This is a genomic window from Paracoccus sp. SSJ, from assembly GCF_030234105.1.
Taxonomy (GTDB): domain Bacteria; phylum Pseudomonadota; class Alphaproteobacteria; order Rhodobacterales; family Rhodobacteraceae; genus Paracoccus; species Paracoccus denitrificans.
In genome coordinates this window covers 32557-47295 of record NZ_JASSPE010000013.1, presented here as the reverse complement: position 1 = coordinate 47295, position 14739 = coordinate 32557, and the positions used below count along the sequence as shown (strand labels likewise).

Genomic DNA, 14739 nt, shown 5'->3' with positions numbered 1-14739 from the left:
CGGGGGCAACGCGAATGGGGATGCTGACGGCTGCACGCCTGCGCCGCGCCATATCCGGCACCCGCCGGCCCGACAGCAGCTACGACGCCGAGGCCGGGCAATCGCTGGTCCGGGTGGTGCTGACCGTCGTGGTCGCGGCCTATGCCATGATCGGCAACCTGCTGGAGCTGGTGGACGAAAGCGCCGACCTGGTCTTTCAGATCTACATGCCGGTCTTCATGACCGTTACCTGCCTGCTTTTCGCCGCCATCCGCCTGTGGCCCGGCGTCTATCATTGGCGCCGGATCTTCTGCATGGTGCTGGACTTCGGCACGCTGACGCTGCTGATGACGCTGGGCGGGCCGTTCATGGCACCGATGGCCTCGCTGCTGCTTTGGGTGACGGTGGGCTTCGGCATGCGCTACGGCACGCGCTATCTGGTCGGCGCGACCGTCGCGGCGCTGGTCAGCCTGATGCTGATCGCCGTCTTCAGCCCGTTCTGGCGCGCCCAGCCCTATCTGGTGGCGACCTTCGTGCTGACCTCGCTGATCGTGCCCTTCTATGCCAACCTGCTGCTGGCCGACACGCGCGAGGCCTATCGCTCGGCCGATGCCGCCAACCTGGCCAAGTCGCGCTTTCTGGCCCAGGCCAGCCACGACCTGCGCCAGCCGATCCACGCCATCAGCCTGTTCACCAATTGCCTGCGCGAGGCCGGGCTGGCGCCGTCCGAACGGCAGATGGTCGAGAATATCGAGCATTCGCTGCAAAGCGTCCGGCGCATGTTCCGCTCGCTTCTGGACATCGCGACGCTGGACAGCGGCGGCGTCGTGCCGCGCATGCAGCCGGTGCCCCTGGGCGCGATCCTGCGCGACGTCGTCACCCAGCACCAGGAGGCCGCACGCCGCGCCGGGGTCGAGCTGCGGCTGGTCGAAACCGGGCTGACGGTGGAAAGCGATCCGGGCCTGCTGACGGTGATGCTGCAAAACCTGGTCTCGAACGCGGTGAAATACGCGCCCGGCGCGCGGGTGCTGATCGGCTGCCGCAGGCGCGGGTCCGGGGTCGACGTGCTGGTGATCGACCGCGGCATCGGCGTCGCGCCCGAACACCAGCCGCATCTGTTCGAGGAGTTCTATCGCGTCCAGCCGCCCGGCCGCGATGTCGAGGGCGTGGGGCTGGGCCTTGCCATCGTGCAACGCATGGCGCAGTTGATCGGCGCGGGGGTCGAACTGCGCTCGATCCCCGGACGCGGGACCACGGTGGCGCTGACCGGGCTGCGCGCGACCGAACCGCCGCCCGCGCCGCCCCACCCCGACGGCCACCCCGACGACCGCCCGCGCAGCAGCCCGCCGCAAAGCCTGCTGCAGGGGCTTCACGTGCTGCTGATCGAGGACGATCCGGCCGTGCTTCTGTCCACGCAGATGCTGATGGAACGCTGGGGCTGCACGGTCCACGCCCATGAGCAGCCGCCCCGCGATGTGCCGCCCTGCGACATGATCGTCGCCGATTTCGACCTGAACGGCCCGCTGACCGGCGGCGATGCCATCGCCATCGCGCGCGCCGCCCTTGGCGCGCCGATCCCCGCCATCGTCATCACCGCCCATGACGAGGCCCGCGTGCGCGAGCGGTTGGGCGAGGCCGGCCTGCCGATCCTGCCCAAGCCGATGCGGCCGGCCGAGTTGCGCGCGCTGATGCTGTCGCTGCGGCTGGAGCGCGGCGGCTAAAGCGCGCCCTGCCCTGCCCGCGCCGCTGCGGCCGCGCGGGTCGGCACCTCCAGCACCCGCAGGATGGCCGAGACATGGATGCGCACCGTGAAGGGCGAGATCTCCAGTTCGCGCGCGATCTCCTTGTTCGAGGCGCCGCGGGCGATCAGCCGCAGCACCTCCTTTTGCCGCGGGCTCAGCGCCTCGATGCGGTCGTCGGGCGCAGCGGGCAGCGGGCCGCCGCTGCTCTGGCGGATCACCACCTCGCCCTCGCGGATCAGTCGGATGGCCCGGGCCACCTCCTCGGGGGTGACGGCCTTGCCGATGAAGCCGTCGGCGCCGGCCTGCATGACGCGGGCCACGGTGCGGTCGTCATCGACCATCGAGATCACGATGATCGTCGCGCGCGGATAATCGCGGCGCAGGGCGGCGATGCCGTGCTCGGGGTCGAAGCCGGGAAACAGCAGGTCCAGCAGAAAGGCCGCGGGCGCCCCGCCCGCCTTGGCCAGCGCGTCGACCTCGGCAAAGCTGGCGGCCTCGAACAGGTCGGCCCCCGGCACCAGCCGGGCGACGATGCGCCGCAAGCCGTCCCGAAAGACCGGGTGGTCGTCCGCAAGGATGATGCGCTCTGCCGTCAAATCCTGTCGCCTTTGCCCATGACCGCAGCGGCGGGCCGCAGCCCTGCCCCTTTGCCCAACGCCGATGCCGGGCGGGCGTTCCACCGCGCTTGGGCGCGAAACCGGCCATGGCTCAACGGTTTACGGCCTCTGCGGAGCGATATGCGCAGGCACAGCGGGGCCGGCCCCGCCTGCCCGATCACGGCCTGCGTGACAGCAGCGCCCGCAACTGCGCGGGAAAGAGTTGCAGCAAGAGGGTCTCGGTCACCGCATCCTCGGCCTTCGCAACGAATACGCGCAGGTCGATGGGACTGTCGTCGCGGGCCACCAGTTCCTCGGGTCCGCCGAAGCCAAGGTCGAACATCGCGCGCCAGGACTGGCTGCCCACGATGGGATAGACCGCATCGTTGGAGATCACCCCGCGCGAGGCGGTGATGTTGAGATGCGGCTTGTCGTCGGGGCCCAGCGACCAGGGCGTGAAATCGCAGACGATCTTGACCGTCTCCTGCGGCCGCGGCTGGCCCGGCACGCCACCGGCACCGATGCGGACCGCGGCGAACTGCCCCGTCGTGCCGGTCAGCGGGCCGTCCTTGAGCCATGACAGCGTATAGCTCAGCTCGTATTCGTCGCCGCGCCTGGCCGGGGCGGCGGGCTGCCAGAAGGCCACGATATTGTCGTGGATCTCGTCGTCGGTGCTCAGCTCGACCAGCGTGACCGCGCCGTCGCCCCAGTCCTCGCTTGGTGCGATCCAGGCGCTGGCGCGCTTTTCGTAGAAGACGCCGTCGTCCTGGTATTGCTCGAAATTTCTTTCCCGCTGCATCAGCCCGAACCCCTTGACCGAGGGGGCGGTAAAGGTATTCGCCATCGTATGGGGCGGGTTGTTCAGCGGCCGCCAGATGCGTTCGCCGGTATGGGTCAGGATTTCCAGCCCGTCCGAATCGTGCACCTCGGGCCGCCAGTCGGGCGCGACATGCGGCGTGTTCTTGCCGAACCAGTACATCGAGGTCAGGGGCGCGATGCCCAGCCGCTCGACCGGGTCGCGCATGAAGATCCGGGCGGTGATCTCCTGCACGACCCCCTCGCCGCGGCGCGAGACGATGCGATAGGCGCCCGTCGCGCGCGGGCTGTCCAGCAGCGCATAGGTGGTCATGCCGCTTTCGGTTTCCGGCTCCAGCCAGAAATGGGTGAAAAGCGGGAACTCCTCGGGGCCGTCGGGAATGGCGGTATCGATGGCAAGGCCCCGGGCCGACAGGCCGAACTGCCCGCTGTAACCCGAGGTCCGCCAGTAGGACGCGCCCAGAAAGGCCATCCAGTCGCGCTCGGTCTCGGCATCCATGACGCTGAAGCCGGCAAAACCCTCGGTCTTGCTCAGCCGCCTGGCGGGATTGTCGGAAGGGATGTCGAAAAGATCCAGCGAGAACGGGATCTCGGTCGCCATGCCGCCATCGAGCGCGTAAAGATGCACGGGCTGCTTGAAATAGCGGCCGGGGAAGAAAAAGCGCGCCTGCGAGGACGCCGTCCCATCCCCCCACAGCGCCCGGTCCTTGCGGAAACGGATTTCGTTATGGCGGTCGTAATCCACCTGTTCCAGGATCTCGGCCTCTTCGATTTCGGGGGGTTGGTAGGCCTGCTGCGCAAGTTCGCGCGCCCTTTCCGTCAGAAGCTCGAACGAGAACGCAGCCTGCTCCGCATCGCCGGCGGCGCCCCCGGCCGCCCGCGCGATGCCCGGCAGCAGGAAGAAGGCGCCACCCCCCAGAGCGGTTTGCAGCAGGGTGCGACGAAGGAGTTTTTGCGAATACATGATGCCCCGAGGATAGGTGATTCAGTCGCTTGCCATCGAGACCCAGCCAGAGCCGTATTTCAAGGGACCACGCCTTCGTTGGCCGAGTCTTGCCGATCGCGGCCTTCGGCATGGCAACTTGCGGCATGGAACCGGCCCCCGTTCGGACGCGCCGGCCGCCGGGCCGCCCCCCCCCCCCGGGGGGCGGCCCGGCGCGCGACCGCTATGCGGCACCGCAAGGCTTGCGGACGAACCGTCCGCCGGCGACATGCACCCAGTCCATCCCGACCGAGGCGGCCAGGAAATCGTCGCCGGTCCGGTCCGCCAGTTCCTCCTGCCGGTATTGTGGCAGCACCCAGATCCTCATCAGGAACAGGTAGAGCAGGAAGCCCAGCGGAAAGCCGATGACGAAGGCATAGGCCGACCACCATGCCGCGATGCCGCCCGCCACAAGCCATGCGACCATCCCCGCCGGATTGACGCCGGAAAAATAGCGGTACTGCCCATGAAGGTCGAACAGGGCGGGCACGTTCACCCGGCGGCGGCGGATCGCATGGTAGTCCGCCACCATGATCCCGCCGATCGCCGACAGGAAGGCGCCGTAATAGCCCAGGAACAGGAACAGGTTGTCCAGGATCTGCCAGGGAAAGCACAGCGTCCCGACAACCCCCGCCAGGGCGACGCCGCCGCGGTATGAGATGACGCGCGGCGCAAGGTTGACGAAGGTCAGCGCGGCCGGGATCAGGTTGGCCGAGTTGTTCGTGGACCATTGCGCCAGCACCACCAGAACCAGCAGGGCGAGCAGCGCAAGGCCCTGGGCATCGCCCTGGATGACCTCGACGGGGTTCCAGTTGCCGGTCGCGATGAACGAGATGGCGCCGATCCCCGCGATCATGGCCTGGGTGGCCGGCAGCGCGACGAGCTGCGCCAGGAATATGCTGCGATTGCGCTCCAGGAAGCTGCGCGTGCCGGTGCGGGTATGGACAAAGCGCGTCAGGTTCGGAATGTCGATGGCCATCGTGGACCAGAAGCTCATGTTCGCGATGAACAGCACGATCAGCGAGGCCTGCCCCTCGGCCCGGAAGGTCCAGATGTTCAGCCCCTTGGTTTCGGCGATGCCCTCCAGGGTGAAATACATCCAGACCGAGATGGCGATGATCGCCGGCGCGGCCAGGGCCGCCAGCCGCTCGACCGACCTGATGCCCAGCATGGTATTGGCCACCTGCACGGCGGCAAAGGCTGCATACCACAGGAACCAGTTGGAAAAGCCCAGGAAATATTCGCCGATGCCGTTCAGCGCCAGCGCCCCCAGATAGGTCTGGATGCCGAACCACATGGCCGCGACCACGCCGCGCGAGACGGCGGGCAGATGCGTGCCGTGGATGCCAAAGGGCGCACGCAGGTAGACCGCGAAGGAAATGCCGTGCTCGGTGCCGATATCGGCGGTCAGCAGCATGAAGGCGCCGATGGCGAGATTGGCCAGCAGGATGGTCAACGCCACCGTCCCAAGGCCGAAGCCGCCCTGGATGCCGGTCGCGCCCAGCGAATAGGTGGCGATGATGACGGCGATGCCGACCCAGATCCAGGCATAGCCGAGCGCGCCGATGGGACGCTGGGCGGCGCGGATGGGCAGGATGCTTTCCTCGATCAGCGCGCTGCGCTCGGCGCGCGCGTCCAGGCGTTCTGTCATGGACATGGTTCTTATCCCTGTTGATGGATGAACGGGACCGTCGCGCAAAGCGGGGCTCGCGCGCGGCCTTCTGGATGTGGAAAGGGCCGCTTTGCGCGGCCCCTTTTCTCAATCGTGTTTCTGCATGGCGAGGCGCAGTTTCTCGGTGGCGGCCAGATCGACCGTCTCGGCCTCGGGATCGACCACCACGCCATAGACCTCGCGGGCGCGGGCGACCGAGCAATAGCCGTCCAGCACGTCCTCCAGCACCTTTGCGGCGGGCCGGTTCAGCGGATCGCCATAGCCGCCGCCGTTGGGGCTGTAATAGGTCATCACGTCGTCCGGCCCGACCGCGAGGCCCGAGAACTTGGAATGCATCTCGCGCGTCTCGCCCGGACGGTTGGGATTGGTGATCGTGCAGCGGCCCACCGCGCCGTCCTGGCCGCCGAAGATGCCCCAGGGCGCCTCGGTATGGCGTTCGGATTCATGGGTGATGAAGGCGGAGGTCAGCACCCGCTGCGCCTTGACCACGCCGATGCCGCCGCGGAACTCGCCCGCGCCGGGCGGGGCGTCGTCGCGCAGCTCGTAGCGGTCGCAGATCATCGGGATATGCATGGCCAGGTCTTCCAGCGGGTTGTTGCGGGTGTTGGCCATCAGGTTGTCGATGCTGTCCGGCCCGTCGCTGCGCGGCCGGCCGCCATAGGCGCCCTCGTTCACCTCCAGGAACACCCAGTAGTCGCCCGAGGGCCGCACCCCGGAATAGGCCGCGAAGCTGATCGAGGCCGACGATCCCGCGATCACCTGTTCCGGCATCACCGGCGCAAGCGCGCGGATGATCAGGTCGATCATGCGGTTGCATTGCGTGAACCGCGCCTCGGCCGAGGCGGGCGGGCGCGGGTTGAAGATCGAGCCCAGCGGCGCCGTCACCTTGATCGGCCGGAACGAACCCTCGTTCGAGGGCACCCGGACCTCGGAGGTCGCGGCATCCAGCAGGAGCTTGCGGAAACCCGCATAGGCCGCGACCTTGGTCGAGCCCTCGAAGGGCACGTTATAGGCGGTGGGGGTCTGGTCGGCCGAGCCGGTCAGGTCCACCTCGACCTCGTCGCCGCGCACCCGGACCGTGACCTTGACCTTCAGCCGCCGGTCGCGGTTGCGCCCGTCGTCGTCCAGCCAGCCCTCGGCGACGTAATCGCCGTCCGGGATCTCGCCGATGCGCTGGCGGATCATGCGCTCGGCATAATCCATCAACTGGTTGGCGGCGGCGAAGACGGTCTCCTCGCCGTATTTGTCCAGCAGCTCGGCAAAGCGGCGGGCGCCCAGGCGCGCCGAGGCGATCTGCGCCTCGATATCGGCGACGAGCTGCCCCGCCGCGCGGGAATTGCGGCGGATATAGTTCCACATCGCATTGTTCGGCTCGCCCTTGCGATAAAGCTTGGTGCCGGCGAACAGCATCCCCTCGGCATAGACGTCGGGCACGTCGATGATCAGGCCGGGCGTCGCCGCGCCGATATCGACGTGATGCGCGGTGTTCCCGGCAAAGCCGACAAGGCGGCCGCGGAAGAACACCGGCACGACGATGGCAAGGTCGGGCGTGTGGCTGGCGCCGTGATAGGGGTGGTTGTGGACGACCACGTCGCCCTCGTACCATTCGCCGTCCTCCAGCGTCTCGGCGATGCCGCGCAGGTAGCCGGGGATCGAGCCGATATGCATGGGCGTCGATTCCGACTCGCAAAGCGTGTTGAAATCCACGTCGAACAGGCCCGCGCCAAGATCCTGGCTTTCCCGGATGATCGACGAAAACGACATGCGATAAAGCACATGCCCCATTTCCTCGGCGATGGTCTCCAAACTGCCGCGAATGACCTGAAGGGTGATCGGATCGACGGCGGTGCTCACTTTCGTCATCTTGTTCATGGTCATCCCCTTTCAGGCGCCGATGGGACGGATGCGGGTGTTGCCGTAGTCCAGCGTCTCGGCGACATAGCCGGGCGGGACCAGAGTGGTCGCATTGTGCTGGTGCAGGATCGCCGGGCCGGGCACCTGGTCGCCGGCCATCAGCCGGTCGCGGTCGTAGCGCGGGGTTTCCAGCGTGCGCCCGTCGTCGAAGGTCGTCGGCCGCACGAACATCAGCGCCCGGTCGATGCTCGAACCATCTGTGGGCGCGATCTTCGGGATCTCGATGCGCGGCACCGAGGCCGAGCCGATGGCGCGCAGGGTGATCAGCTCCACCTCGGCATCGCGATAGCTGTAGCCGTAGTCCTGCTGGTGCTGGTCGTGGAAGCTGTCGGTGATGACATGGCGGTTCTCGGCGCCGACCGGCCCCTCGGGCATGGTCGCCCGCAGCTCGAACCCCTGCCCGTGATAGCGGCATTCGGCCAGCACGGTGATCTCCTGCTGCGCGCGCGGGATGCCGTCGCCGTCCAGTTCCGCCTGCACCGCGGCGCGCAGGTTCGCGACGGCGGTGTTGATGCGCTGGAACTCCGCCGGGCCGGCCTTCATCAGCTCGACGATCACCGCTTCGGTGTGCTCGTATTGCAGGTCGGTCTTGAGCAGGCCCACGGCGGCGGTGATCCCCGGCGCGACCGGGACGATCACGTCGCGGGCCGACATGGCCTCGGCCAGCGCCACGCCATGCAAGGGGCCCGCGCCGCCGAAGGGCATGATCGAGAATTCGCGCGGGTCGATGCCGCGCGCGACCGAGTTCGAGCGGATCGCCAGAGCCATGTTGTTGTTGACGATCCTGATGATCCCCAGCGCGGCGTCCTTGACGCTCATGCCCAGGGGCCGGGCAATCCTTTCCTCGACCGCCTTGAAGGACAGGGCCGGGTCCAGCTTCAGATCCCCGCCCAGCGCCATGTCGGGATCCAGCCGGCCCAGCACGATCTGGGCATCGGTCACCGTGGGTTCGGTGCCGCCGCGGCCATAGCAGGCCGGCCCCGGCTCGGACCCGGCCGAGCGCGGGCCGACATGGAAGGCGCCCGCCTCGTCGATATGGGCGACCGAGCCGCCGCCCGCGCCGATGGTCACCAGGTCGATCATCGGCGTCAGCACCGGATGGCCCGAGACATAGGTGTCGCGCGGGTTCATGATCTTGACCGCGCCGCCGGGAATGGTCGAGACGTCGGCCGAGGTGCCGCCGATATCGACGGTGATGATGTTGGGCGTGCCGGCCATCTCGCCCTCGGACGCGCCGCCGATCACCCCGCCCGCCGGGCCGGACATCAGGATGCGGATGGGGCGCCGGGCACAGGCGTCCACGGTCGAGACGCCGCCGTTCGACTGCATGATGCGCAGCTTGGAGGTCACGCCGGCCTCGCGCAGCCGGGCATCCAGATCGCGCAGGTAACGGGCGGTCTTGGGGCCGACATAGGAGTTCATCGCCGCGGTCGAGAAACGCTCGTATTCCCGCATCACGTTCGCCACTTCCGAGGACAGCGTGACATAGGCGTCGGGCATCTCCTCCAGCACGATCTCCTTGGCGCGGCGCTCATGCGCATCGTTCAGGAAGGCGAACATGAAGCCGATCACGACCGAGCCGATGCCACGCTTGCGAAACAGCGCGCAGGCATCGCGCACCGCCTGCTCGTCCAGCGGCTCGGCGATCTCGCCCGTGGGCGGCAGGATACGTTCGCGCACGGCGATGCGATTGCGGCGCTTGACCAGCGGCTGGCTCTGCCAGGGCACGTCGAAATGCAGCGAGAAATTGCAGGGCCGCTTGTGGCGGCCGATATGCAGGATGTCGCGGAAACCGTGGGTGGTGATCATCCCGCATTCCGAGCCGTTGTGCTCGATGGTGATATTCGTTGCCGTGGTGGTGCCGTGGACGATCATCTCGACCTCCGCAGGGTCGATCCCCGCCTTGCGGCAAATGCCCCTGACCCCCTCGACCACGCCGATCGACTGGTTCTTCAGCGTGGTCGGAACCTTGTGATAGAACACCCCTTGGCCGCATTCGAGAACGAGATCGGTGTTCGTCCCGCCCACATCGACGCCTATTCTGGCCATGCCGTCTCTCCTGTTGCTGGCGGCCGCATCCCCGGGCTGCCGCTCGATTGGAAAGCCCCGCCCAAGCGCGTCGGGCAGGGCGATGCTGCCTTACTCGGCGGCGATCCGCTGCGCCGCAAGGCCATCGATATAGGCGACGCATTCGTCGACACTGTGCACATCGCCGAACTTCGCGTCGATGTCGAAGAGGTTCCAGGCCACGGCGCCCGGCACGCGGTCGCCGATGCACTCCCTGACCGCGATGGTGCGGAAACCGTCCGCGATGCCGTCGCAGATGGTCTGGCGCACGCAGGCGCAGGCGGTGACGCCGGTCACCAGGATCGTGTCCACGTTGTTCGCCCGCAGGATGCCGGCCAGCTCGGTGCCGTGAAAGGACGAGGCGCGCTTCTTCAGCAGCGTGTATTCGCCCTCGACCGGGGCGATGCGGCTGTCGATGGCCCAAAGCTCCTTGTCCTTGAGATCCACCACGTCGACCGGGATCTTGTTGTGCCACAGGCCCATATCGGTGAAATCGGCGCTGCGGTCGGTGATCTCGTAGGCGGTGGTAACATGGACCACCGGCAGGCCGGCGGCACGAAAGGCCGTCAGCAGCTTCTGCATGCCGGGGATGATCTCGCCGTCCATCTTCTCCTGATCGCAGGTAAAGGGGTTGCCGGGACGGGTCCAGGCATTCGCCAGATCGACACTGACCAGGGCCGGGCGCTTGCCAAAGCCTACGCGACGCTGAAAACCGCGCTCCTGATAAAGCCGCGTCGCGGTGTCGAAGGCCTCTTGCAGCAGGCGGTCCAGTTCCTTGGTGTTAACTTCGCTCATTCTCGTGCTTCCTCGTATCATTGATGCAGGGGCTTCAGCCGCCCCTGAATGGCCGAGCCGTTGGCAACCATCTGGAAAGTGATGATCTGCCGCTCTGAAAGGCATGTTCCGCTTTTGCTTGACAGCAGTGAATTGGTATAACAGCAATTGTTCATGCAGCATTTGCATCAATCAGGACCGCCCTCTTGACGCGTGACCTTACCGGCATCGAGAATGTCCATTCCTTCGTCACGCTTGCCGAGGAACTGAGCTTTCGCCGAACGGCCGAGCGGCTGAACCTGGACCAATCCGCGCTCAGCCGGCGAATCCAGAAGCTGGAGGCCAGCCTGGGATTCCGCCTGCTGGAGCGCACGACCCGCGCGGTCTCGCTGACCCAGGCCGGCCGCAGCTTCTATGAGGAGAACGCCCATCTGCTGCGCCGATACGAAGCGTCGGTGCGGCTGGCGCGCCGGGTCGCGGATGGAAAGCTGGGCGCGCTGACCATCGGCTACATGGCCTTCGCGGCGACCGAGCTGATGCCTTCGGCGGTCGCGCGCTTTCGGCAGCTTCATCCGCATGTCGACCTGAAGATCCGCTATATCCGCACCCAGGGCCAGAAGATCGCGCTGGCCCATGACGAAATCGACGCGGGCTACATGATCGGCCCCTTCGATCACGCCGACTACCACACGCTGCCGCTGTCGGACGATCCGCTTTACGTCGTGACGCCGCGCGGCCATGCGCTGCAGCAGATCCCGGTCCTGACCCCGGCTGATCTGGCCGGGCAGAACCTGATCCTGGGCGACACGTCGGAATGGGACGAATACCGCTGGCGGCTGGACAGCCTGTTCAGCGCCGAGGGGGTGGCGCTTGACGTCACGCTGGAGGCTTCGAACACGCTCGCGCTGATCGGCCTGGTCGCGGCGGGGCTGGGGGTCACGATATATCCCGAAAGCCTGATCGGTTTCCTGGGCCGCAATGTCGAGGTCCGGCAGATCACGCATCCGGCCTTTCGCAGCTGCACGGTTCTGGCGTGGAAAAGGTCGAACCGATCGCGGCAGATCCGCGATTTCATCGAGGTCGCAAAGATGACGGCCGCCCCGGCAGGGTAGACCGGGCAAGGTTCGGGCATCGCTGGGGCAGCGCCTGACATGGCCGCCGGCATGGGGACGGAACGCGCCGCGGCTCGGCCACCCGGCCGCCGCCGGCCGGGCGTCACCCTCCGGTGGGCGGCCACATGCGCTGCCAGACCCCGTCGCGGCGCAGCAGCGCGTGATGCAGCGCGGCAGAGACATGCACCGCCAGCAGCACGATCAGCAGCATGGCCGCCAGGAAATGCAACCCCTGCGCGGCACCGGCCAGGGCTTCGGATTTCGGCAGCCAGGGGCCGGCGCCCATCGCGTCGAGCAATTCGATGGGAAAGCCGCCCGCCCGCACCCGCACGAAACCGCTCAGCGGCATGATCACCAGCAAGGCGTAAAGCGCCAGATGCGAGGCCGCGGCCAGCCTCTGCTGCCAGCCGGGCACCGAGGCCGGCAAGGGCGGCGGCGGATGCAGCCGGCGATAGACGATCCGCGCCAGGATCACCGGGATCAGCAGCGTGCCGGTATTCTTGTGAAAGATGAACAGCACGTCCTGCAAGCCCCGGTCCAGCCCCTCGCGCGTCATGGTCAGCCCCGCCGGGATCATCAGCAGCACGGCAAGCGCGACGATCCAGTGAAACAGGCGAGCGGGCGTTCGGTAACCGGATGAATGCTCGGTCATCGGCTGGCTCCTTTCCGCCATCCTATCGCAAAACCCCGCCCCGCGCAAAGCAATGGCGCGGACATGACGCTTGACGGGGGCGAGGCTTGGCGTAGCATTTTCCCATGCCCGACCCCGATCATGGCCCGCTTGCGCAGCCCCCTCGTCCGGCGGCTGGAATACCGGCGCAGGTTGCCGCCAGCGCCGCGATGGGCGTCCTGTCGATGCAGGCGCTGCGGCTGGCCGGAATGGGCGGCACGGCGGGAGGATGGCTTGCCGCCAGCGCGCTTTACCTGGCCTGCTGCGCCATGATCCTGGCGCAGATGCGGCGCAGCTATCCGCATGACCGGATCGGCGGTTGCAATGCGGTGACGCTGCTGCGCGCGGCCATCCCCTGCGCCCTGCTGGCGCCGCTTGCGGATGGCGCGGCGGCGGGATGGGCCGTCGCGATGGCCGGGCTGGTGGCGCTGGCGCTCGACGGGGTGGACGGCTGGCTGGCACGGCGGTCGGGCCTCGTCTCGGGCTTCGGGGCGCGTTTCGACATGGAGGTCGACGCGGCCTTCGCCCTGACCCTGGCGCTGCATGCCTGGCTGGGCACCACGCTGGGACCGGAGGTGCTGCTGCTGGGGGTGTTGCGCTACGGCTTCGTCGCCGCCGGCACCGCCCTGCCCTGGCTGCGGGCCGATCTGCCGCAGCGCCTGCGGCGCAAGGCGATCTGCGTGCTGCAACTCGCCACGCTGCTCCTGCTGCAAACGCCGCTGCCCAGCCATGCGCAGGCCGGGTTCCTGGCCTGGCTCGCCACGGCGGCGCTGGCGCTGTCCTTCGCGCTCGACATCCGCTGGCTGTGGCGGCACCGGCCATGACGATGCGCCGGACGCTGCCGCTTCTGGGCTCGGCGCTGGCGATCCAGCTGGCGCTGATGCTGCCCGGCGCCACGATGCGCGCGACACCGGAGTTGCCGGCGCTGCTGCTTGTCCTGATCCTGGGCGGCGGCATGGCGCGGCTGGCGGCAACGGCTGCGCTGGCGCTGCTGGCGGTGCAGAAGATCGCCGATCTGGCCATGATCCCGGCGCTGGGACGGCCCTTCAACATCGCGGCGGACCTGCCGCTTCTGGATGCGGCGGTGCGGCTGCTGGCCGGCAGTTTCGGGACGCTTGCGGCTTTCGGCGCCGTCCTTGCCGCCGGCATCGCCCTGCTGGGCATCGCCGGGGCGCTGTGGTGGGCGACGGGACTGTGGAGCCGCCCGGCCACGGGGCGGCGCGCGCGCATCGCCCTTGCCGCGGCACTGGGGCTGGTCCTGCTGCCGGCCATGTCGCCAAGGCCCGAGAATGCGCGCTATGCCCAGGATCGCGCCGGGCTGGCCGCCGAAACCTTTGCCGCGCTGCGCGACGTCCGGGCGGCGGCCGCGTCGGATCCGATGGCGGGACGGCAGGGCCTGCTGGGCGCCATCGACCGCGACGTGCTGGTGATCTTCGTGGAAAGCTACGGCCGCGCCAGTTTCCAGACGCCCTTCCATGCCCAGGCACACCTGGCCACCCTGCGCCGGGCCGAGGCGGACCTGGCACGAGCCGGCCTTGCCATGCGCTCGGGGTTTCTCGTTTCGCCCACGCAGGGCGGGCAAAGCTGGCTTGCCCATGCCAGCTTCGCCTCGGGCCTGTGGGTCGGCGACCAGGCGCATTATCGGGCAGTGCTGGCCAGCGGGCGGCAGGGGCTGTTCCATCACGCGCAGCGCGCCGGCTTTCGCACCGCCGCCGTCATGCCGGCCATCACCCGGCCCTGGCCCGAGGCCGCGCATATGGGCTTCGACCGCATCCTGGCGGCGGCGGACCTGGGCTATCGCGGGCTGCCCTTCAACTGGGTCACCATGCCCGACCAGTTCACGCTGGCGGCCACCGATCGGCTGCTGCGGCAACAGGGCGGCGCACCGCTTTTCGCGCAGGTCGCGCTGATCTCGTCCCACGCGCCCTGGGTGCCGGTGCCGCGGCTGATCGGCTGGGACGAGGTCGGGGACGGCTCCGCCTTCGCCGCCATGGCCGTCGCGGGGGAAAGCCCGCAAGAGGTCTGGCGCGACCGCGAAAACATCCGCCGCCACTATCGCGACGCCATCGACTATGCCTTGCAGACCGTGGCGGGCTATGCGCTGCGCCACGCGGATGAGGCGCCGCTGATCCTGGTGCTGGGCGATCATCAGGCCGCGCAAGGCATCGCACCCGACGGCGGGCGCGACGTGCCCATGCATGTGATCGGACCCGAGACGCTGGTGCGACGCAGCGCCGAATGGGGGTTCACGCCCGGCCTGATCCCCGGGACGGATAGCGCCGCGATCCCGATGGACCGGATGCGCGACCTGATCCTGCAAGGCTTTGCCGCGCCGGATGGACCAGGGCCGAGGGAACGCCCGGCCGGGCAAGCCCGTTCCTTTCCGGCCCCAGGATGACCCGAACGGAGGTGCCC

11 protein-coding genes are annotated in these 14739 nt (G+C 68.2%); 4 read left to right on the top strand and 7 right to left on the bottom strand.

The annotated features are described in order from the left end of the window. Positions 1-14: 14 nt before the first annotated feature. On the top strand, positions 15-1700 hold the full coding sequence (locus tag QPR87_RS14765; RefSeq protein WP_285050032.1) for an ATP-binding response regulator: 1686 nt from the start codon (positions 15-17) through the stop codon (positions 1698-1700). Here the strand turns inward: QPR87_RS14765 and QPR87_RS14760 are convergent. The 6 genes from QPR87_RS14760 to QPR87_RS14735 form a co-directional block, all read right to left on the bottom strand. Beyond that, complete coding sequence (locus tag QPR87_RS14760; RefSeq protein WP_104492823.1) at positions 1697-2317, bottom strand: LuxR C-terminal-related transcriptional regulator; 621 nt, start codon at positions 2315-2317, stop codon at positions 1697-1699. The two genes, QPR87_RS14765 and QPR87_RS14760, sit on opposite strands and share 4 nt — an antisense overlap. Positions 2318-2495: 178 nt before the next feature. Beyond that, entirely contained in the window at positions 2496-4097 is a 1602-nt protein-coding gene (locus tag QPR87_RS14755; RefSeq protein WP_011750576.1) for an OpgD/OpgG family glucan biosynthesis protein, read from the bottom strand. A gap of 202 nt (positions 4098-4299) precedes the next feature. Then, entirely contained in the window at positions 4300-5772 is a 1473-nt protein-coding gene (locus tag QPR87_RS14750) for an NCS1 family transporter (protein ID WP_285050026.1), read from the bottom strand. 102 nt (positions 5773-5874) lie between these two features. Continuing rightward, on the bottom strand, positions 5875-7659 hold the full coding sequence (locus tag QPR87_RS14745; protein ID WP_285050024.1) for a hydantoinase B/oxoprolinase family protein: 1785 nt from the start codon (positions 7657-7659) through the stop codon (positions 5875-5877). A 12-nt stretch (positions 7660-7671) separates the two neighbouring features. After that, on the bottom strand, positions 7672-9750 hold the full coding sequence (locus QPR87_RS14740; RefSeq protein ID WP_285050022.1) for a hydantoinase/oxoprolinase family protein: 2079 nt from the start codon (positions 9748-9750) through the stop codon (positions 7672-7674). Between the two features lie 90 nt (positions 9751-9840). Beyond that, complete coding sequence (locus QPR87_RS14735; RefSeq protein WP_285050020.1) at positions 9841-10563, bottom strand: isochorismatase family protein; 723 nt, start codon at positions 10561-10563, stop codon at positions 9841-9843. Between the two features lie 185 nt (positions 10564-10748). Here QPR87_RS14735 and QPR87_RS14730 point away from each other — a divergent pair, with 185 nt between their 5' ends. Further along, complete coding sequence (locus QPR87_RS14730) at positions 10749-11654, top strand: LysR family transcriptional regulator (protein ID WP_285050018.1); 906 nt, start codon at positions 10749-10751, stop codon at positions 11652-11654. A gap of 103 nt (positions 11655-11757) precedes the next feature. Here QPR87_RS14730 and QPR87_RS14725 read toward each other — a convergent pair whose 3' ends face one another. Beyond that, positions 11758-12306, bottom strand: coding sequence for a cytochrome b (locus QPR87_RS14725; protein WP_285050016.1), 549 nt, complete (start codon positions 12304-12306; stop codon positions 11758-11760). 104 nt (positions 12307-12410) lie between these two features. Here QPR87_RS14725 and QPR87_RS14720 point away from each other — a divergent pair, with 104 nt between their 5' ends. Together QPR87_RS14720 and QPR87_RS14715 are read left to right on the top strand one after the other, a co-directional pair. Beyond that, positions 12411-13148, top strand: coding sequence for a CDP-alcohol phosphatidyltransferase family protein (locus QPR87_RS14720; protein WP_285050014.1), 738 nt, complete (start codon positions 12411-12413; stop codon positions 13146-13148). Then, positions 13145-14722: a sulfatase-like hydrolase/transferase gene (locus tag QPR87_RS14715; protein WP_285050012.1), complete on the top strand. Its 1578-nt coding sequence runs from the start codon at positions 13145-13147 to the stop codon at positions 14720-14722. Before QPR87_RS14720 ends, QPR87_RS14715 begins: the two co-directional genes overlap by 4 nt. Positions 14723-14739 lie beyond the last annotated feature (17 nt).

What these genes read in the sequence shown, in the direction of transcription:
- QPR87_RS14765 (WP_285050032.1), top strand. Translation starts at nt 15, where the DNA reads ATGGGGATGCTGACGGCTGCACGCCTGCGCCGCGCCATATCCGGCACC.
- QPR87_RS14755 (WP_011750576.1), bottom strand. Translation starts at nt 4,097, where the DNA reads ATGTATTCGCAAAAACTCCTTCGTCGCACCCTGCTGCAAACCGCTCTG.
- QPR87_RS14750 (WP_285050026.1), bottom strand. Translation starts at nt 5,772, where the DNA reads ATGTCCATGACAGAACGCCTGGACGCGCGCGCCGAGCGCAGCGCGCTG.
- QPR87_RS14745 (WP_285050024.1), bottom strand. Translation starts at nt 7,659, where the DNA reads ATGAACAAGATGACGAAAGTGAGCACCGCCGTCGATCCGATCACCCTT.
- QPR87_RS14740 (WP_285050022.1), bottom strand. Translation starts at nt 9,750, where the DNA reads ATGGCCAGAATAGGCGTCGATGTGGGCGGGACGAACACCGATCTCGTT.
- QPR87_RS14735 (WP_285050020.1), bottom strand. Translation starts at nt 10,563, where the DNA reads ATGAGCGAAGTTAACACCAAGGAACTGGACCGCCTGCTGCAAGAGGCC.
- QPR87_RS14725 (WP_285050016.1), bottom strand. Translation starts at nt 12,306, where the DNA reads ATGACCGAGCATTCATCCGGTTACCGAACGCCCGCTCGCCTGTTTCAC.
- QPR87_RS14720 (WP_285050014.1), top strand. Translation starts at nt 12,411, where the DNA reads ATGCCCGACCCCGATCATGGCCCGCTTGCGCAGCCCCCTCGTCCGGCG.
- QPR87_RS14715 (WP_285050012.1), top strand. Translation starts at nt 13,145, where the DNA reads ATGACGATGCGCCGGACGCTGCCGCTTCTGGGCTCGGCGCTGGCGATC.